This is a genomic window from uncultured Sphingomonas sp. (assembly GCF_913774285.1).
Classification (GTDB): Bacteria; Pseudomonadota; Alphaproteobacteria; order Sphingomonadales; family Sphingomonadaceae; genus Sphingomonas.
The window spans coordinates 17,204-35,696 of the sequence record NZ_CAJYHX010000007.1 but is presented as its reverse complement, the minus strand read 5'-3'; the positions used below and the strand labels follow the sequence as shown (position 1 = coordinate 35,696).

General features: G+C 68.6%; 15 protein-coding genes. 10 read left to right on the top strand and 5 right to left on the bottom strand.

Annotated elements, in window-relative coordinates:
* Positions 1-82: 82 nt before the first annotated feature.
* Positions 83-301 (bottom strand): DUF2945 domain-containing protein, encoded by a 219-nt coding sequence (locus tag QZ670_RS03100; RefSeq protein ID WP_294252063.1) that lies wholly within the window; start codon positions 299-301, stop codon positions 83-85.
* A 95-nt stretch (positions 302-396) separates the two neighbouring features.
* On the opposite strand from QZ670_RS03100, the gene QZ670_RS03095 reads away from it, so the two are divergent.
* Complete coding sequence (locus QZ670_RS03095; protein WP_294252060.1) at positions 397-1,548, top strand: glycosyltransferase family 1 protein; 1,152 nt, start codon at positions 397-399, stop codon at positions 1,546-1,548.
* A 1-nt stretch (position 1,549) separates the two neighbouring features.
* On the opposite strand, the gene QZ670_RS03090 is transcribed toward QZ670_RS03095, so the two are convergent.
* Entirely contained in the window at positions 1,550-2,833 is a 1,284-nt protein-coding gene (locus tag QZ670_RS03090) for an ATP-binding protein (RefSeq protein ID WP_294252057.1), read from the bottom strand.
* A gap of 221 nt (positions 2,834-3,054) precedes the next feature.
* On the opposite strand from QZ670_RS03090, the gene QZ670_RS03085 reads away from it, so the two are divergent.
* Positions 3,055-5,571 carry a TonB-dependent receptor gene (locus tag QZ670_RS03085; protein ID WP_294252052.1) on the top strand — a complete coding sequence of 839 codons (2,517 nt, stop codon included), beginning with the start codon at positions 3,055-3,057 and terminating at the stop codon, positions 5,569-5,571.
* Between the two features lie 58 nt (positions 5,572-5,629).
* Here QZ670_RS03085 and QZ670_RS03080 read toward each other — a convergent pair whose 3' ends face one another.
* The 3 genes from QZ670_RS03080 to ubiM all read right to left on the bottom strand — a co-directional run bounded on the left by QZ670_RS03080 (position 5,630) and on the right by ubiM (position 8,073).
* Entirely contained in the window at positions 5,630-5,953 is a 324-nt protein-coding gene (locus tag QZ670_RS03080; RefSeq protein WP_294252050.1) for a DUF2218 domain-containing protein, read from the bottom strand.
* A 72-nt stretch (positions 5,954-6,025) separates the two neighbouring features.
* Positions 6,026-6,640, bottom strand: coding sequence for a PadR family transcriptional regulator (locus tag QZ670_RS03075; protein ID WP_294252047.1), 615 nt, complete (start codon positions 6,638-6,640; stop codon positions 6,026-6,028).
* Between the two features lie 260 nt (positions 6,641-6,900).
* Positions 6,901-8,073, bottom strand: coding sequence for a 5-demethoxyubiquinol-8 5-hydroxylase UbiM (gene ubiM / locus QZ670_RS03070; protein ID WP_294252044.1), 1,173 nt, complete (start codon positions 8,071-8,073; stop codon positions 6,901-6,903).
* A 256-nt stretch (positions 8,074-8,329) separates the two neighbouring features.
* On the opposite strand from ubiM, the gene QZ670_RS03065 reads away from it, so the two are divergent.
* The 8 genes from QZ670_RS03065 (at position 8,330) to nagE (ending at position 18,152) form a co-directional block, all read left to right on the top strand.
* Positions 8,330-9,649, top strand: coding sequence for a replication-associated recombination protein A (locus QZ670_RS03065; protein WP_294252041.1), 1,320 nt, complete (start codon positions 8,330-8,332; stop codon positions 9,647-9,649).
* The gene (locus QZ670_RS03060) at positions 9,642-9,989 is read left to right on the top strand and encodes a hypothetical protein (protein WP_294252038.1); all 348 of its coding nucleotides are present in this window, start codon (positions 9,642-9,644) and stop codon (positions 9,987-9,989) included. The genes QZ670_RS03065 and QZ670_RS03060 overlap by 8 nt, the downstream gene beginning before the upstream one ends.
* Positions 9,986-10,846, top strand: a complete 861-nt coding sequence (locus QZ670_RS03055) for a hypothetical protein (RefSeq protein ID WP_294252397.1) — start codon at positions 9,986-9,988, stop codon at positions 10,844-10,846. Before QZ670_RS03060 ends, QZ670_RS03055 begins: the two co-directional genes overlap by 4 nt.
* Positions 10,847-10,891: 45 nt before the next feature.
* The gene (locus tag QZ670_RS03050) at positions 10,892-11,626 is read left to right on the top strand and encodes a copper homeostasis protein CutC (protein WP_294252036.1); all 735 of its coding nucleotides are present in this window, start codon (positions 10,892-10,894) and stop codon (positions 11,624-11,626) included.
* 67 nt (positions 11,627-11,693) lie between these two features.
* Positions 11,694-12,743, top strand: coding sequence for an SIS domain-containing protein (locus QZ670_RS03045; protein ID WP_294252033.1), 1,050 nt, complete (start codon positions 11,694-11,696; stop codon positions 12,741-12,743).
* Positions 12,740-13,873 carry an N-acetylglucosamine-6-phosphate deacetylase gene (gene nagA / locus QZ670_RS03040; protein WP_294252030.1) on the top strand — a complete coding sequence of 378 codons (1,134 nt, stop codon included), beginning with the start codon at positions 12,740-12,742 and terminating at the stop codon, positions 13,871-13,873. The genes QZ670_RS03045 and nagA overlap by 4 nt, the downstream gene beginning before the upstream one ends.
* Positions 13,874-13,959: 86 nt before the next feature.
* Positions 13,960-16,440, top strand: coding sequence for a phosphoenolpyruvate--protein phosphotransferase (gene ptsP / locus QZ670_RS03035; RefSeq protein ID WP_294252027.1), 2,481 nt, complete (start codon positions 13,960-13,962; stop codon positions 16,438-16,440).
* Complete coding sequence (gene nagE, locus QZ670_RS03030; protein ID WP_294252024.1) at positions 16,437-18,152, top strand: N-acetylglucosamine-specific PTS transporter subunit IIBC; 1,716 nt, start codon at positions 16,437-16,439, stop codon at positions 18,150-18,152. The genes ptsP and nagE overlap by 4 nt, the downstream gene beginning before the upstream one ends.
* Positions 18,153-18,493: the final 341 nt, after the last annotated feature.

Here is an 18,493-nt window from a genome sequence, read left to right as displayed (position 1 = left end):
GGTCGGGCTGTGTACCAACAAGCATTCTGTAATCCCGCCACCTCAACCCCCTCATCCGAGGAGGAGGGGCTAACAAGCGGGATCACCCCGCGTCCAACTCGCTCTCCAGCTTGAGCGCGCGGCCGCCATCTTCCTGCTCGACCAGATACGCGGGATTGTCCTTGGTGCCGTTGCGGACGATCTTCTCGCCCTTTATCGTTCGCTGCACGCGTCGATCGAAACGCTCCGCCACTTTGCCTTCGGCATGGCTGCTGCCCCAGTTCCAGCGCACCGCGGCGCCCTTCGCGAAATGCTTGCTCATGACGGCATAATCGCACCATCCGGAACCATGTTCCGCGCATGGGACAAGTCGTCCGCTTGCCCACCCCGCAGCAGGCGGATAAGGCCCGAAGCCAAATGCAACCCTCGGATCTTCGCGTCGCCCTTTTCAGCGGCAATTACAACTATGTTCGCGATGGCGCGAACCAGGCGCTCAACAAGCTCGTCGGCTATCTGCTCGACCAGGGCGTAAAGGTCCGAATCTATTCGCCGACCACCGATACCCCTGCCTTCAAGCCGACCGGAGATCTGGTGAGCGTGCCCGCCTGGCCGGTGCCGGGCGGCCGCGCCGAGTACAAGTTTGCCACCGGCCTGCCGAAGAGCATCCGCACTGATCTGGAAGCGTTCGCGCCCAACATGGTGCACGTCTCGGCGCCCGAATTTCTCTGTCACGGCGCGGTGACCTGGGCACGCAAGCACGACATCGCCACCCTCGCCTCGCTTCACACGCGGTTCGAGACCTATCCCGCTTATTATCATCTCGGCTTCGTCGCGCCGGTGATCATCAAGCTGCTGACCCGCTTCTACAACCGCGTCGACCAAGTGGTAACGCCCGGCGATTCCACCGCCGAACTTATCCGCGGCTGGGGCGTGAACACGCCGATCCGCATCTGGTCACGCGGGGTCGACCACGACCGGTTCAACCCGAGCCGCCGCGATCTCGCCTGGCGCCGGTCGCTCGGCATCGGCGATGACGAGTTCGCCGTCGGCTTTCTCGGCCGGCTGGTGCTGGAAAAGGGGCTCGATATCTTCGCCCAGGTCTGCAACCGGCTGACCGAGCGCGGCGTGCCGCACAAGGTGCTGGTAATCGGCGAGGGCCCGGCGCGACAATGGTTTGCCGATCAGGTGCCCGGCGCGGTGTTCACCGGCTTCCAGCGCGGCGACGATCTCGCCCGCGCGGTCGCTTCGATGGACGTGCTGTTCAATCCTTCGGTCACAGAAACCTTCGGCAACGTCACCTCGGAAGCGATGGCCTGCGGCGTACCGATCGTGGCGGCGCGCGCCACGGGCGCGATCGACTTGGTCGAGGAAGGCGTCAACGGCTTCCTGGTGCCCCCGCGCGACGTGGATGCCTATGCCGGCGCGATCGCCAGGCTCATTGAAGATCCGGCCCTCGCCGCCTCGGCTGGTGCAGCGGGCCACGAGAAAGCCCAGGCCTATGTATGGGACCGGGTGAACCATGCGGTGCTGGACAGCTATTTCGAGGTACTCGCCCGCCGCGGGCGCTGAGCTAGGCCGCGGTTTCGCGCGCCGCGAGCACGAAGCGTAATCGCGTGCCGCCTGTAGCAGGGCTTTGCAGATCCAACGCGGTTTCATGCGCTTCGAGGATGCGCCGGGTCACCGCGAGGCCGATTCCCTGCCCGCCGCTGGTCGACCGTCCGCGCTCGGGAAAGACCCCGCCGGGGAAGCCGGGGCCATTGTCCGCGACCGCGATCTCGACCCCGTCCTCGATAGCGCGCGCCGACACGAGAATGCGGGCGTCTTCAGTGTCGCGCAACGCCTGCGCTGCGTTGCGCAACAGGTTGGCCAGTACCTGGCCGATCTGCACCCGATCGGCGAGCAATGCGCCCAGCCCGTCCGCGATCTCAACGGTAATCTGCGGCGACGGGCCACTCCACGCAGCCTCGAACAATTCGCGCGCTTCCTCGAACAGCGTCTCGGCCGGCACGAACTCGGCATTGACTTCGCCGTGCTCGACCAGCGCCCGGGTACGCGCAATGACCTGCGACGAGCGACTGATCTGCGCCCGCGCCCGCGCCAGCTGCCGCAACACGTCGGGCCCGCCGGTGCCGCGCAGCGCCATTTCCACTGTTGCAATGTAGTTCGACGCGGCCGAAAGCGGCTGCACCATCTCGTGCGCCAAGATGGCCGCGGTCGCCGCTTCTTCCTCCGCAGCGCTGCGCGAGATGCTGCCGATCAGCGCACGCTGCGCCTTTTCTAGCGCGTCGCGCGCCTTCATCGCCGCCAGCATCTCCGCTTCGACCAACAGCCGGTTCTTCGCCACCGCGACATAGCTGCAGATGGTGCGCAGGAAACGCAGTTCAATCTCACTGAAGGGCACGCCGCTGCGCCGGCCGAAGCCGAGCGTGCCGAGCAGCACCTCGCCGTGGAGAAGCGGCGTGCAGGCATAGCTGTCCAGCCCGACGTCGCGGATGAAGTTGGTCATCGGATTGTCGCTGCCCTGCACCTGTGCGACGACGCGCGGCGTGCGGTCACGCGCGACCATGCCGCACACCGCCTGGCCGAACTGCAGCCGCGCCCCGGCCGCCTTCTGCGCCTCGGACAATCCGCCGCTCGCCTCGAGGACCAGCAGGTGATCCGGCTCGGCGCGGTAGTGGAAATAGACGTCGAGCAGCAGCTCGTCGCGGACCATTTCGAACAGATAGTCGATCATCGCCGTCGGATCGGATGCCCCCAGCATGTTGCCGGCACAATCCGCCAACAGCCCGAGCAGTCGTGCCTCATTCGGTACGCCTATACTCTCGTGATGCTCCCGGTCGCGCGATTCCATCATTGCCACACCCCTCCCCTATGCACATTCACTGCTCGCTTGCTCCCGAATATACGAGAGAATGCTCGATACGGACGCAGGAATAAAGAGTTTCGGCACCCGCTTGGCAAACGTTCGCATTTTCCCGGGCCCTGCCACGTACTTGTACCTACCCCTTCCCTTTCAATACCTTAACTGCCCATCCCCCAGTGCGTCCGCAGAAACATTTGAGACAAAGGGTTGTGATGAACACTCGTTTCCGTTTGGCGCTGGCGCTCTCTGCTGCGGCGATCGCACTGCCGGCGCATGCCCAGCAGGCTTCTGCCGGTCCCGATACGCCTGTCGCGCACAACAGCGACTCGGCCGAGGCGAAGCCGCAGAAGCAGGCCTTCACCACCGGCGTTGCCAAGGGCCGCGATCTGCTCGATTCGGCGATTTCCGCGAGCTCGATCGACGAGGAGCAGATCCAGAAGATCGGCACCCGCTCGATCGCCGAAGTCCTCGGCAACATGCCGGGCATCCGCGCCGAAACCGCGGGCACCGACGGCCTGACCGCGGTCACCATCCGCGGCCTGCCGATGGCGGCGGACGGCTCCAAGTTCCTGCAGATCCAGGAAGATGGCCTGCCGGTGCTCGAGTTCGGCGACATCCACTTCGCCTCGACCACGGCGTTCCTGCGCACCGATCTCAGCCTCTCGCAGGTCCAGGCGATCCGCGGCGGTTCGGCGTCCACCTTCGCCTCGAACTCGCCGGGCGGCCTGGTCAACTTCATCTCCAAGACCGGCGAGGAAGACGGCGGCACGCTGCAGCTCTCCTCGGGCATCGACCATGAACTCGGCCGGGCCGACTTCAATTACGGCGGCCATCTCAGCAAGACGGTGCGCTTCAACGTCGGCGGCTTCTATCGCCAGGGTGAAGGCCCGCGCGCGACCGGCTATGACGCGTTCAAGGGCGGCCAGATCAAGCTGAACGTCACCAAGACCTTCGGCAACGGCTATATCCGTCTGTACGGCAAGTATCTCGACGACCGCGAGCCCAACTACGCCAACGTCCCGGTCGCGGTCCGCGGCACCAATGCCGACCCGAGCTACAGCACGATCCCGGGCTTCGATCCCCGCAAGGACACGCTCTATTCGCGCTACAAGACCTCGATCCTCGCGCTCGACGGCAACAACAACGTGCAGAATCTGGACCTGCGCGAGGGCGATCGCAGCAAGGTTGCCTCGATCGGCCTGGAGGCACAGTTCGACATCGCCGGTTGGACGTTCAGCGATCGCATGCGCTACGCCGCGATTTCGGGCACCTATAACGAGAGCAGCTCGATGGCGCTGCTGCCCGCCGCGGCGCTGGCACCGACCTTTGCCGGCCCCGGCGCGACGCTGCGCTACGCCACCGGCCCCAATGCCGGCAAGACCATCGCCAATACCGCGACGCTGAACGGCAACGGCCTGCTGATGTACGGACTGGAGATCCATTCGGACATTGAGAAGCTCGACAACTTCACCAATGATTTCCGCGGCAGCCGCGTGTGGAATGTCGGCGAGGGCAAGCTCACCACCACCGCCGGCTTCTATGCGTCCTCGCAGGCGATGGTGCAAAACCTGAACCTGCTGACCGACGTGTTCGACATCGCCCCCGGCGGCAATTCGGCCTATGTCGACGTGCTGACCGCCGGCGGCGTTCCGGTGACCCAGGGCGGTGTGGTGAACTACGGCATTCGCGGCACCGCCGCCTATCGCCGCCGCTACGACCTCAGCTACCGCGTGTTCGCACCCTATGGCTCGGTCAACTACCAGATCGGCGCGCTCTCGGTGGGCGGCAGCCTGCGCTATGACTTCGGCAAGGTCAGCGGCACGCTGTACGGCGCCGATCTCGGCGGCAACCGCGTCGGCGTGGCGCCGGTGGACATGAACCGCGACGGCGCGATCTCGCTGCCCGAGCGCAGCGTCGCGGTGCTGCCGCTGTCGCAGCCGGGCCTGGCCGACTATAGCTACAAATACGCGTCGTACTCGGTCGGCGTGAACTATCGCTTCGCCGAGCCGCTGTCGGTGTTCGCGCGCTACAGCCGCGGTGCCCGCGCCAGCGCCGAGCGCCTGTTCTTCTCGCCCGCCGTCAACTCGAACTCGGGCGCGCTGACCGACCCGGCAATGGCCTATGGCCCTGTCAAGCAGGCCGAGGCGGGCGTGAAGTTCCGCAAGGGCGGCGTGACGCTGTTCGCCACCGGCTTCTGGGCCTCGACCACCGACAAGAACCTGCAGATCGGCGCCGACGCCACCGGGCAGACGGTGGTGCTGCAGATTGACCGCGACTACAGCGCCAAGGGCGTCGAGCTCGAAGGCCTGTTCGAGCATGGCCCGCTCAGCCTGCGACTGGGCGCCACCTACACCAAGGCCAAGATCGACGCGGACAAGGCCGACAAGACGCTGGTCGGCAACACCCCGCGCCACCAGCCGGACCTGATCTTCCAGGCGACCCCGCAGTTCGAGGTGAAGCGCTTCACCATCGGCACCAATTTGATCGGCACCACCAGCAGCTTCGCGCAGGACGGCAACCTGCTCAAGCAGCCGGGCTACACGATCGTCAGCCCGTTCGTGCAGGTCCGCCCGGTGAACGGCCTGCAGATCGGCCTCAACGTCTACAATGTGTTCGACAAGCTGGCCCTGGTCTCGGTCAACTCGGCGGCGATCCCGGCCTCGGGCGTCGCCACCGCACAGACGCTGACCGGCCGCACGGTCACTGCATCGGTCCGCTTCAGCTTCTGATCCGGACGACGCGCAAAAAGGGGCGGGAGCCACACGGTTCCCGCCCCTTTTTCGTGGGTTACTGCCAGTCGAACGTCAGCTCGCCCTCGCGGAAGGCGAAGCGATCGAGGTGCCGGGCGACCGCGCCCTTCAGCCCTTCCAGCTGCTCTTCGGACGTGGCGTCGACCCGGATCTCGAGGCCCGTCTCCGCGACATCGAAGGTCACCACCGCGTCCCCGGGGTGGTTCGCGCCACGTGCGTCCCTGGGGAAGATCACCGTGCCGTTCTCGGGCGTGAACTCCACCTGCAGATTGTGCTGCCAGTGCTTGCACAGCTGCTGGAGGTAGCGGCTGGCATGCTCGGTCGGTACAAGGGCATGGCTGGTGTAGCGGGCAATCGTCATTCTTCTCTCCTTGGCCGCGATGGGGACGAGCCCCAGCCGACGGCGTAACACCTCGATCCGGGGCATCGTTGCTTACAGCCGCTCGATCTTGCGCGCGGCTTCGTCGAGGATCTCGGCGATCGCGTGCAGGCGTTCGGGATCGACCTCCTCGTCGAACACACTGGCGGCGAGCACGGTCTTGAGGTTGTGCATCGCCCGGCGCACCGGCCCGCCGCTGGTGCGGGCATGGCGCTCGCCGAGGTCGGCCAGCCGCTGGAACAGCGCTCCGACTTCCGTTGCATTTTCCGCGAGATGGGCGGTGCCGGCCTCGGTAATCGCGAACTGCTTCTTGGCGCCCTCGCTCTTGTGCTCGGCGATCAGGTCCATGTCGTCGAGCATGGTTAGCGTCGGGTACACGACGCCGGGACTCGGCGCATAGGCGCCGTTGGAGCGCGCCTCGATCTCGCGGATCAGGTCATAGCCGTGGCGCGGCGCCTCCTCGATCAGCTTGAGCAGGATCAGGCGGAGCTCGTCGCCACCGAACATCCGCCGGCCGCGCCCGCCAGGCCCACGCTCGCCCATGGCGAAGGCCATGTCGAAGCCGCCGGGAAAGCCCCCGCCCCAGCCGCCGCGTCCGCGGGGGCCGAACTGATGGCCGTGATGATGGTGATGGTGATGATGGCCGTGACGGCCGAAGGGAGAAAACATGGCGATGTGCATCCTGTGCGAGTCTTGATGCACACAAGATATATCTTGAAAGAGATTGCGCAAGGGGGCTTGGGCAACATCAATCCTACCCCAGCGTGCTGGGGGAGGGGGACCGCGCACCGCAAGGTGCGTGGTGGAGGGGCCGCGCCGTCAGGCGCGGGAGCGGCTGATTGCGAAGACAACCGCCGCGTGCCGCGGCGGCCCCTCCACCGCACTGCGCGCGGTCCCCCTCCCGTGCCGTGCAGGCGAGGAATAGTAGGTCAATGCGTCAGCATCGCCCGCACCGTGGGCCGCACGAAGGGCAGGCCCGCCCCCAGCCGCAGCACCGCGTGCCGCATTGCGCGCGCCGGCAGCCGCTCGTCGGTGAACAGCCGCACCAGCAGGTTCGTGCCCGTATAGAGCGGCTTGCACGCAGCGCGGTGGCCGTTCTCGAACCGCCGAAGCACGGCGGGCAGCGCCGGGTCCATGCCCCGCCGCACCGCGTCCCGCACTTCCGCGGCGAGCAGCGCCTGCCCGCTCAGCCCCAGGTTGAAGCCGTGCGCGGTCACCGGATGCATTCCCACCGCCGCGTCGCCGATCAGCGCGGCACGGCCGGTGACGAACTGATGTGCCCAGGTGGTGACCAGCGGATAGACATTGCGATCGCTCACCACCTCCATCCGCCCCAGCCGCTGGCGGAAGCGGCGGGTGAGGTCGCGGCCGAGCGCGGCATCATCGAACGCCGCCACGCGCCGCGCCGCCTCCTCGGGCAGGGTCAGCACCGCGCCGGCCATGTTGCCATTGAGCGGCAGCAACGCCAGCGTCTGGCGATGGTCGAACCATTCGAGCGCGGTGGCGCCGTGGGGCAGCTCGTGACGCACCCGCACCACCATCATCGAACGGCCGAGCGGGTTGATGTCGGTATCGATCCCCAGCGCCTCGCGCGTCCTGGAAAGCCGCGAGTCGGCCACCACCAGCAGCCGCGCCCGCACCACCTCCCCCGAGGAGAGCAGCACTTCCGCGCGCGGGCCGGTGGCGCCCGAGCGGGCATGGACCACCTCCGCCCCGGTCACCAGTTTCAGGCCGGGCTGATCCTTCACGGCATCGTACAACGCAGCGCGGATGCGATGATTTGGCACCAGATAGCCGAGCTGGTCGTCCGCCCCGCCCCCTGCGGTGAAGTTGAGCGCGAAGGGCGAGTCGCCGTTGAGCACCTTGGCCGCATGCATCGGCGCGATCTCGTCGACCGGCAGCCGCCCCCAGGCGCCGAGTGCCTCGAGGATCCGCTTCGAGCCATGGGTGAGCGCGATCTCGCGCCCGTCGAAGCGCGGGCTCGCCAGCGCCTCCAGCGGCGCACGCTCCAGCAGCACGATGCTGAGGCCGCTGTCTTCCAGCGAGCGCGCGAAGGCGAGGCCCGCCGGCCCTCCCCCGACGATGACGACGTCGCAGTCCATGCCCGATCCTCCTCTTGCTCATGTCCCCCTTCCGCTTGCGGGAGGGGCTAGGGGAGGGGCTGAACGTGCGCGGACATGCCATGACGTCACCCCCTCCCCCGACCCCTCCCGCAAGCGGAAGGGAGCGCAGGTGGCACGCGCGGTGCGCCCCATCGCGCCGGGACAAAGGGTGTTTGGCCGCCGGCTGGCGCCCGGACCTTGCGCCCGATCAACCAGCGGGATGCAAAATGCACCACAGCCGCCTATCTTGGCCGCAATGGCCGACCTTTTTGCGACCCACGAACAACCCGCCGCCGACTCCACCCCAGCAGGCGGCCCGCTCGCCGATCGCCTGCGCCCGCAGAAGCTCGACGAAGTGGTCGGGCAGGAGCATCTCACCGGGCAACAGGGCGCGATCGGGCGGATGGTCGCGGCGGGCAAGCTCAGCTCGATCATCTTCTGGGGACCGCCGGGCACCGGCAAGACCACCATGTCGCGGCTGCTCGCCGATGCGGTGGGCTTGCGCTTCGTCGCGATCTCGGCAGTGTTCTCGGGCGTCGCGGACCTCAAAAAGGTGTTCGCCGAGGCACGCGACCATGCCCGGATCGGAAAGCGCACCCTGTTGTTCGTGGACGAGATCCACCGCTTCAACCGCGCCCAGCAGGACGGCTTCCTGCCTTATGTCGAAGACGGCACTGTCACCTTGGTCGGCGCGACCACCGAAAACCCCTCCTTCGAGCTCAACGCCGCGTTGCTCAGTCGCGCGCAGGTGCTGATCCTGCACCGGCTCGATCACGCGGCGCTCAGCCAGCTACTCGACCGCGCCGAGGCGCTGGAGGAACGCCCCCTGCCCCTCACCCCCGAAGCGCGCGACGCGCTGGTGGCAAGCGCGGACGGCGACGGGCGCTTCCTGCTCAACCAGGCCGAAACCTTGTTCTCGGTGCAGTTCGAGGCGCCGCTCGACCCCGCCGGGCTCTCCGCCTTCCTCCAGCGCCGCGTGGCGGTCTACGACAAGGACCGCGAGGGGCATTACAACCTGATCTCGGCGCTGCACAAATCGGTGCGCGGCTCCGATCCGCAGGCGGCGCTCTATTATCTCGCGCGCATGCTTACCGCCGGCGAGGAGCCGCTGTACCTGCTCCGCCGCCTCGTTCGCATGGCGGTGGAGGATATCGGCATGGCCGATCCCAACGCGCTGGTGCAGTGCATGGCGGCCAAGGACACCTACGACTTTCTCGGCTCGCCCGAGGGCGAACTGGCGATCGTTCAGGCATGTCTCTACCTGGCGACAGCGCCCAAGTCGAACGCTGCCTACAAGGCGCAGAAGGCGGCGTGGAAGGTCGCCAAGGAAACCGGCTCGCTGATGCCGCCGCAGAACATCCTCAACGCGCCGACCAAGCTGATGAAGCAGATCGGCTATGGCACCGGCTATACCTATGACCATGACGCCGAGGGCGGCTTCTCGGGCGACAATTACTGGCCGGCGGAGATGGAGCCGCAGACCTTCTACACCCCCACCGATCGCGGCCATGAGAAGCGGGTGGCGGAGCGGCTCGCCTGGTGGGCGGCCATGCGAGAACAGCGCCGCAATGGATGATTGGGACGATGCCTGCGCCTTCGCGCTGACGCTGCCCGACGTCGAGATTGGCAGCTGGTGGAACACGCCCTGTCCCAAGATCAACGGCAAGGGGCTGATGTCGCCCGGTCGCGAGCCCGGCAGCTTCGCGTTGATGATCGCCAAGGACGAGAAGCCGCTGCTGCTCGAGACCGATCCGGAGACCTTCTGGCAGACCGACCATTATCGCAACTTTCCGATGCTGCTGGTCCGTTACGGCACCCCGGCGCGCGAGCGGGTCGAACTCTACATCCAGCGCGCCTGGTGGGATCGCGCTAAGAAGGCGCAGCGGCTCGCTGCCGGCATGGGAACGCGCCCCTGACTTTCACCGATTTCATTGCGATCGACTGGTCCGGCCAGGCCGTCGAGCGTCCCAAGGGGCTTGCCGTCGCGCATGCCCCAACAGGCGATGCCGCGCCGGTGCTGATCGATCGCCCCTGGTCGCGCGCCGATATTCTGGCGTTTCTGGAAGACCTTGCCGATAGCGGCACGCGCGCGCTGGTCGGGCTCGATCTCTCGCCCGCATTCCCCTTCGCCGATACCGGCGCCTATTTCCCCGGCTGGTCGGAGAGCCCTGCGGACGGGCCTGCGCTCTGGGCGTTGGTCGACCGGCTGTCCGCCGCCGACCCACATCTCGCCGCGACCAGCTTCGTCCAGCATGCGGAGGCGCGGCGGCACTTCCGCCAGATGGGCGATTGCGGCGACCTCTTCCCCGGCGGGCGCGGCCGGTTCCGGGTGTGCGAGGTCGGGCAGGAGGCGATGGCGCTGTCGCCCTATAGCTGCTTCAACCTCGTCGGGGCGAGTCAGGTCGGCAAGTCCAGCCTGACCGGCATGCGCGTGCTGCATCGCCTGCGCGGCCGAGTGGGGCTGTGGCCGTTCGACCCGCTGCCGGAGACCGGCCCGGTCTTGGTGGAAATCTACACCTCGCTTGCCGCGCGGCTCGCGGGGATGCGCAAGGGCATCTCGAAGATCCGTGACGCCGAGACGCTCGACACGATGCTCGCCGCCTTCGGATCGGCGCCGCATGCGCCGCTGCCGCGCTATGACGATCACGCGACGGATGCGATCCTCAGCGCCGCATGGCTGCGCGTGGCGGCTGGGCAGCCGGACCTGTGGACTCCGGCGGGCCTGACGCCGGAGCTCGCCCGCACCGAGGGCTGGACGTTCGGCGTGCTCTGAGGAATAGGACTTTTCTAGAACCTTGGTCCCGGGGGCAAATACCTGATGCGTCGCTTGCTCGAAGTCTGCGTGGAAGATGTCCCCGGAATCGATGCCGCAGTTGCAGGCGGCGCGGATCGAATCGAGCTGTGCTCCGCGCTGGCTGTCGGCGGCCTGACCCCGCCCGACTCGCTGATCGCTGCGGCCGCGGCGGCGCCGATCCCGGTCCACCTGCTCGCCCGCCCCCGCGACGGCAACTTCGTCTATACCGCCGCCGACGCCGCGCTGGTCGCTGCCGACATCTGCGCCGCTGCCGAGGCGGGACTTGCCGGCGTGGTGATCGGTGCCAGCCGCGCGGATCGCCAGCTCGATGCCGAGATGCTCGCGGCCTGGGTAGCGGTTGCGCGAAATGCGGGGCGCAGCCTCTCGCTGACGCTGCATCGCGCCTTCGATCTCTGCCCCGATCCGCTCGCGGCACTCGAAACCGCAATCACTCTCGGCTTCGACCGGATTCTCACCTCAGGCTGCACGCCCAAGGCAATCGACGGGCGCGAGACAATCGCCGCGCTGGTACAGGCTGCCGACGACCGAATCACCATATTGGCCGGCAGCGGGGTCGACGCGACGACGCTGCCGCCGATCCTGGAGACGGGCGTGCGCGAGGTTCATGCCTCGTGCCGCAGCCCGCAAGGCACCGCCGATACCCGCGAAATCGCCTTCGGATTCCAGGCCGGCCCGCGCCTCGCCACCGACCCCGCGAAAGTTTCTGCCCTGCGTAATTTGCTCGACGCACGCAGCTAGCGCTTGAACAATACCAATATGTAACTTATCCCTGATTCCATCATAGCCAGTGGAGGCATGGGGGACGATGATCGCTGAAATCGAAAAGCCCGCAGGTGGTCAGACGCTGATGGCGTCCGAGGCTGCCGAGGCCGGCGCCGCGGTCCGCCGCCTGCTCGACGCCAACGGCCCGGCGCTCGCCGCGCTGGCCCGCGACCTGCGCGCGGATCCGCCCGCGTTGGTCGTCACCTGCGCCCGCGGTTCATCGGATCACTCCGCCACCTATGGCAAATATCTGATCGAGACGATGCTTGGCGTGCCGGTCGCCTCGGCGGCGCCGTCGGTCGCGTCGGTTTTCGAGGCACCCGTCTCCACCGCCCGCGCGCTGTGCATCGCGGTGTCGCAGAGCGGCCGCAGCCCGGACCTGCTCGCCACCGTCAAGGCGTACCAGCAGGCCGGCGCCCGCGTCGTCGCGTTCGTCAACGACGAGGAGTCGCCGCTCGCCGAAATGGCTGACACCACGATCGGCCTCAAGGCAGGCCCGGAGCGCTCGGTCGCCGCCACCAAGTCCTACATCACCGCGCTCGCTGCCTTCGCCGCGCTGGTCGCCGAATGGGCGCAGGACGAAGCGCTTGCTACTGCCCTCACCGCTCTGCCCGAACAGCTTGAGAAAGCGCGCGATTTCGACTGGTCACCGGTCGTGGACACGCTGCGTAACGCAACCAACCTGTTCGTGATCGGCCGCGGCTACAGCTTTGCGGTCGCGCAGGAGGCCGCGCTCAAGTTCAAGGAAACCTGCAGCCTGCACGCCGAGGCGTTCAGCGCCGCCGAAGTCCGCCACGGCCCCATGGCGATCGTCGGCGACGGCTTCCCGGTGCTTGCTTTCGCGACCTCGGACATCGCCGGCGACAGCGTTCGCGAAGCCTCGGCCGAATTCGCCGAGCGCAGCGCCCGCGTCTGCCTGGCCGATGCCAAGGCGGGTGACGCCTCGCCGCTGCCGGTGCTTGCCGGCCACCCGGCGGTGGAGCCGATCCTGATGGTCCAGAGCTTCTACCCGATGGTCAACGCGCTCTCGCTGGCGCGCGGCAACAATCCCGACGCCCCGCTGTATCTTCGCAAGGTGACCGAGACTCGATGAGCAGCTTTCGCTTCGTCAACGGCCAGATCGTCACCGCCGCCGGCACGCTGCCCGAAGCGGTGATCGAGGTCGACCAGGGCCGCATCGTCTCGATTGCCACCGAGGGGAGCGGCACCGACACGATCGACCTCGACGGCGGCTGGATCGTTCCCGGCTTCATCGACGTCCAGGTCAATGGCGGCGGCGGCGTGCTGTTCAACGACGCACCGACCGTCGAGGGCATCGCGGCGATCGGCGCGGCGCATGCCAAGTTCGGCACTACCGCCTTCCTGCCGACGCTGATCAGCGACGTGCCCGAGGTGATCGCCAGGGCGCTCGACGCCACCGATGCCGCGATCGAGGCCGGCGTGCCCGGCGTCGTCGGCGTGCACATCGAAGGCCCGATCCTCAACAAGGCGCGCAAGGGCATCCATGACGCGGACAAGTTCCGCGGGCTGGACGCTGCCATGGTCGAGCTGCTCGGCCGCCCGCGCCGCGGCAAGGTGCTGGTGACGCTGGCTCCCGAGATGGTCGACCTCGCCGATGTCCGCCGCCTCGCCGATGCCGGCGTGCTGCTCGCGATCGGCCATAGCGACGCCACTTACGAGACCGCGGTCGCCGCCTTCGCGGCGGGCATGACCGGCGTGACCCACCTGTACAATGCGATGTCGCCGCTGCTCCACCGCGCGCCCGGCGTGGTGGGTGCCTCGCTGGAAAATCAGACCGCCTATTGCGGCATCATCCCCGACGGCTTCCACGTCCATGACGCAGCGCTGCGTATTGCGCTGGCGGCCCGCCCGCACGACCGCTTCCTGCTGGTCACCGACGCGATGCCCAACGTAGGATCGGACATGACCTCGTTCGACCTGCACGGCCAGCACATCCGCGTCGAGGGCGGGCGACTGCTCGGCGTCGACGGCACGCTGGCGGGCTCGGCGCTCGATATGACCGGCGCGTTCCGCCACATGGTCACGCGCGTCGGCACCTCGCCCGAGGACGCCGCGATGATGGCTGCCGCCAGCCCCGCCGCTTTCCTCGGCCTGTCGCACGAACGCGGTGCGCTCGCCCCCGGGCTGCGCGCCGACTGGGTGCAGATGACCCGCGACTTCCAGCCCGCCGGGTGCTGGATCGGCGCAACCCGCTTCCCCTGATCGCACGGAGACCCGCCCTGAGCACGATCGCGCCGCCCTCTTCTTATGACGACGCCTCGGCCGGGGCCCTTGCCATCGGCGCGCCGATGGCCGGCTGGCTGATGCCGCTGGAGGAGGTTCCCGATCCCGTCTTCGCACAGCGGATGCTGGGCGACGGCGTGGCGATCGACCCGACCGAGGGGTGCCTCTACGCGCCTTGCGACGGCGAAGTGACGGTGCTCCAGCCGACCGGCCATGCGATCACGCTGCGCGCCGGCGACGGCGTCGAGCTGCTGATGCATATCGGCATCGATACGGTGCAGCTGGCTGGCACGGGCTTCGATCCGCAGGTGAAGGTGGGCGATCAGGTGCGCATGGGCGACGTGCTGATCCGCTTCGACCTGGATGCGGTGGTGTGCGGCGCGCCCTCGGTGGTGACGCCGGTGCTGCTGATCGGCCAGTACGGCCTGACGCTGACGGGCAAGCGCGGCAGCGGGCTGGTCGCGCCGGGCGAGCCGATCTTCACCATCGCGCGCGCGGGCGCGGTTGCCGAGGCCGCCACCGATATCGTCGGCGAGACCGCGACGCGCACCGTGGTCGTGCCGCTCGCGCATGGCATCCATGCCCGCCCCGCCGCCAAGCTGCGTGAAGTGTTGGTCCCGTTCGCCGCCAAGGTGACGATCACCAAGGGCGAGCAGAGCGCAGATGCGCGCAGCCCGGTGCGGCTGATGACGCTGGGCATCAAGCTGGGCGACACGATCCGCATCACCGCCGAGGGCGGCCGCGCCGACGAAGCCGCGGCAACGCTCGCCGCGCTGATCGAGAGCGGCATGGGCGAGAAGGCCGATCCCGCTTCGGCACCTGCCCCGGCTCCCCCCCCTGCCCCCGTCGCCGCGCCGGTTTCGGACGAACCCGGTGTGCTGGCGGGCGTCACCGCCGCGCCGGGCCTTGCGATCGGCACCGCCCGCTTCTTCCGCCTCCCCGAACTGACGATCGACCCGATCGGCAAGGGGGCGAGCCTGGAGCGCGCGCGGCTGGAGGACGGCATCGCCAAGGTGGTGCGCGCGATCGAGGCCGATCTCAGCCACGCGGCCGGGCCGATGCGCTCGATCCTTTCCGCGCACCGGTCGATGCTCGACGATCCCGAGTTGCTCGAAGCCGCGCGCGCCGCAGTGCTCGACGGCGCGAGTGCCGGCCAGGCCTGGCGCCAGGCGATCCGCCCGCAGGCCGAACTGCTTCGCCAGAGCGGCGACGCGCACCTCGCCGAGCGCGCCGACGACATGGTCGATCTGGAGCGCCGCGTCGTCTCGGCGATTGAGGGCGTGCAGGACGCGACCTTGGTGTTCCCGGAAGGCACGATCCTGCTCGCCGACGACCTGCTCCCCTCGCAGGTCACCGCGATCGATCCGGCACAGGTCTCGGGCTTCGCCACCGTGCGCGGCGGTCCGACCTCACATGTCGCCATCCTCGCGGCCAGCCTCGGCATCCCCGCGCTGGTCGCGATGGGTTCGGCGCTGCGCACCGTGCAGGAAGGCGAGACGCTGATCCTCGACGCCGGTGCAGGCACGCTCCGCGTCGCACCGAACGAGGCGCAGCGCAGCGAGGCGCAGGCCCGTGTCGACGCCCGCACGGCGGCGCTCGCCGCTGCCCGTGCGGCGGCGGGGGCCGAAGCCCGGCTCGCCGACGGCACGCGTATCGAAGTTTTCGCCAATCTCGGCTCGGTCGGCGATGCCGAGCGCGCCGTCGCGGCGGGCGCCGAGGGCAGCGGCCTGCTGCGCACCGAGTTCCTGTTCCTCGATCGCGAGACGCCGCCCAGCGTGGCCGAGCAGACCGCCGAGTATCAGGCGATCGCCGACGCGCTGCAGGGCCGCCCGCTGATCATCCGCCTGCTCGACATTGGCGGCGACAAGCCCGCGCCCTATCTGCCGATCGCGGCAGAAGAGAACCCGGCGCTGGGCCTGCGCGGCATCCGTGTCGGCCTGGCCCATCCCCAGGTGCTGGAGGACCAGCTCCGCGCGATCCTCGGCGTGCGCCCGATCGGCATCGCCAAGATCATGCTGCCGATGATCGCCAGCGTCGGCGAGCTGCGCGCCGTCCGCGCGGTGCTCGACCGCCTGCGCGGCGAGCTGGGCATCGGAGAGAAGGTGGAGCTCGGCATCATGGTCGAGACGCCGGCTGCGGCGGCAACGGCCGACCTGCTCGCCGCCGAAGCCGATTTCCTGTCGATCGGCACCAACGACCTCACCCAGTACACACTCGCCATGGACCGCGGGAACCCGGCGGTCGCCAGCGGCATCGACGGGCTCCACCCCGCGGTGCTGCGCCTGATCGCCGATACCTGCCGGGGCGCGACCGCCCGCGGCCGCTGGGTCGGCGTCTGCGGCGGCCTCGCCTCCGATCCGCTGGCGGTGCCGATCCTCGTCGGCCTCGGCGTGACCGAGCTTTCGGCCACCGTCTCGGTGTTGCCGGAAGTGAAGGCGCTGCTCGCCACCCTCACGCTCGAGCGCGCCCGCGCCCATGCCGCCGCCGCGCTGGCCTGCGCCACTGCCGCCGATGTCCGCCGCCTTGCCCGGGAATTCACCGCATGAAGCAGATCCTCGAAACGCTCCAGCCGCTCGGCCGCGCGCTGATGCTGCCGATCGCGGTGCTGCCGGTGGCCGGCCTGCTGCTGCGGCTCGGCCAGCCCGACCTGCTCAACATCGCCTTTGTCAGCGCCGCCGGCGACGCGCTGTTCTCGCATCTCGGCCTGCTCTTCGCGATCGGCGTGGCGACCGGCTATGCCAAGGACGGCAACGGCGCCGCCGCACTGGCCGGCATCGTCTGCTTCCTCGTCTCGACCGAGGCGGGCAAGAGCCTGCTCGCGGTGCCCGACACGATCGGCGCGGGGCTCGACAAGGACCAGGCGGCGCTCGCCGTCGCGGCATGGAAGGCCAAGGCGGTCGCCCGGCTCGACGTGCCGATCGGCATCGCCTCCGGTCTGATCGGCGGCGGCTTCTACAACCGCTTCTCGGCGATCAAGCTGCCGGCCTATCTCGCCTTTTTCGGCGGCCGTCGCTTCGTGCCGATCGTCAGCGGGTTGGCAGGCCTCGCCATCGCGGTGATCGTCGGCGTCGGCTTCCCGCACATCAGCGCGGGCGTCGATGCGCTGAGCCATGGCATTGCGGGTGCGGGCAGCTTCGGCCTGTTCGCCTTCGGCCTGCTCAACCGCGTACTGCTGGTGACCGGCCTGCACCACATCCTCAACAACGTGTTCTGGTTCGTGCAGGGCGATTACAACGGCGCGACGGGCGATCTGCGCCGCTTCTTCGCCGGCGATCCGAGCGCGGGCGCGTTCATGGCGGGCTTCTTCCCCGTCATGATGTTCGGCCTGCCCGCCGCCTGCCTCGCCATCTACCGCGCAGCGCTTCCCGAGCGCCGTCAGGCGGTGGGCGGCCTGTTGTTCAGCCTTGCACTCACCTCGCTGCTCACCGGCGTGACCGAGCCGATCGAATATAGCTTCATGTTCCTCGCCCCGGCGCTCTACGTCGTCCACGCGGTGCTGACCGGCGTGGCGATGGTGGTGATGGACCTGCTGGGCGTGAAGCTCGGCTTCGGCTTTTCCGCCGGGCTGTTCGACTATGTCCTGAACTTCGGCAAGGCGACCAAGCCGCTGCTGCTGATCCCCGTCGGGCTGGTCTATTTCGCGCTCTATTACGGCATCTTCAGCTGGGCAATCCGCCGCTTCGACCTGAAGACGCCGGGCCGTGAAGCCGAGGCGCCGGTCGTCGCGGACGCGGGTGCTGTCGCCCCGTCGAGCCGCGGCGAGGCCTTTGCCCGCGCGCTGGGCGGCTCGGCCAATCTGGTCGAGATCGGCGCCTGCACCACGCGCCTGCGCCTGATCGTCGCCGACCAGGGCGTGGTCGACGATGCCGCGCTCAAGGCGCTCGGCGCGCACGGCATCCTGCGTCCTTCGGAGCGCGCGCTGCAGGTGGTGCTCGGCCCGATCGCCGATGTCGTGGCGGTCGAGATCCGCGACGCGACCGCGCGCGGCGGCGTGACAGCGCCTGCCGCACCGGCCGCAGCCCCGATCAGCGCGGCGACGGTGGCGCTCCAGCCGGCGGCGCTGGCGGCGCTGGGCGGCGCGGCGAACGTCCGTGCGGTGAGCGCCCACGACAATCGCCTGCGCGTCGAGCTCGGCAACCCGGCCGAAGTGGATGGCGACGCACTGCTGGGGCTTGGCCTGCGCGGCCTCGCCCGCCCCTCGACGAACGTGGTGCACCTGCTGGGCGACACGACAGTGCTGGCGACGCTGCGGGGCTGACCCCGCGGCGTCGCGCTCAGGCGGTTCGCGTGCGGCGCGTTCGCCGACAGAAGTTCAGGAAGTTTAGGCTCGCGCGCTTTTTGAGCTGGTTCTCGCCGGGCCAGCACGGGCACGTCAAATTCAGGAAGTTTAGGATCGTGAACCTGCGGCGGGAGCTACGCGCCGAGGAAAGCCGAGCTCGCGAAGCGCATCGGCCCACGCGCAGGAATACAACAGTAGCGGGGTCAAAGAGCGGTCGCTTGCACCTTGCGATCTTAGTACATATGGGGAACATTGCGGAGGTCGCAAGGCGCCGACTGCGGCGTTCGAATTGCGGCCGACGATTGACGCGAACGGGCGAA

Coding starts and splice junctions, on each gene's coding strand:
- QZ670_RS03050 (WP_294252036.1), top strand. CDS start 10,892: ATGCGTCGCTTGCTCGAAGTCTGCGTGGAAGATGTCCCCGGAATCGAT.
- QZ670_RS03045 (WP_294252033.1), top strand. CDS start 11,694: ATGATCGCTGAAATCGAAAAGCCCGCAGGTGGTCAGACGCTGATGGCG.
- QZ670_RS03085 (WP_294252052.1), top strand. CDS start 3,055: ATGAACACTCGTTTCCGTTTGGCGCTGGCGCTCTCTGCTGCGGCGATC.
- QZ670_RS03090 (WP_294252057.1), bottom strand. CDS start 2,833: ATGATGGAATCGCGCGACCGGGAGCATCACGAGAGTATAGGCGTACCG.
- nagE (WP_294252024.1), top strand. CDS start 16,437: ATGAAGCAGATCCTCGAAACGCTCCAGCCGCTCGGCCGCGCGCTGATG.
- QZ670_RS03100 (WP_294252063.1), bottom strand. CDS start 301: ATGAGCAAGCATTTCGCGAAGGGCGCCGCGGTGCGCTGGAACTGGGGC.
- nagA (WP_294252030.1), top strand. CDS start 12,740: ATGAGCAGCTTTCGCTTCGTCAACGGCCAGATCGTCACCGCCGCCGGC.
- ubiM (WP_294252044.1), bottom strand. CDS start 8,073: ATGGACTGCGACGTCGTCATCGTCGGGGGAGGGCCGGCGGGCCTCGCC.
- QZ670_RS03080 (WP_294252050.1), bottom strand. CDS start 5,953: ATGACGATTGCCCGCTACACCAGCCATGCCCTTGTACCGACCGAGCAT.
- ptsP (WP_294252027.1), top strand. CDS start 13,960: ATGGCCGGCTGGCTGATGCCGCTGGAGGAGGTTCCCGATCCCGTCTTC.
- QZ670_RS03095 (WP_294252060.1), top strand. CDS start 397: ATGCAACCCTCGGATCTTCGCGTCGCCCTTTTCAGCGGCAATTACAAC.
- QZ670_RS03075 (WP_294252047.1), bottom strand. CDS start 6,640: ATGTTTTCTCCCTTCGGCCGTCACGGCCATCATCACCATCACCATCAT.
- QZ670_RS03065 (WP_294252041.1), top strand. CDS start 8,330: ATGGCCGACCTTTTTGCGACCCACGAACAACCCGCCGCCGACTCCACC.
- QZ670_RS03060 (WP_294252038.1), top strand. CDS start 9,642: ATGGATGATTGGGACGATGCCTGCGCCTTCGCGCTGACGCTGCCCGAC.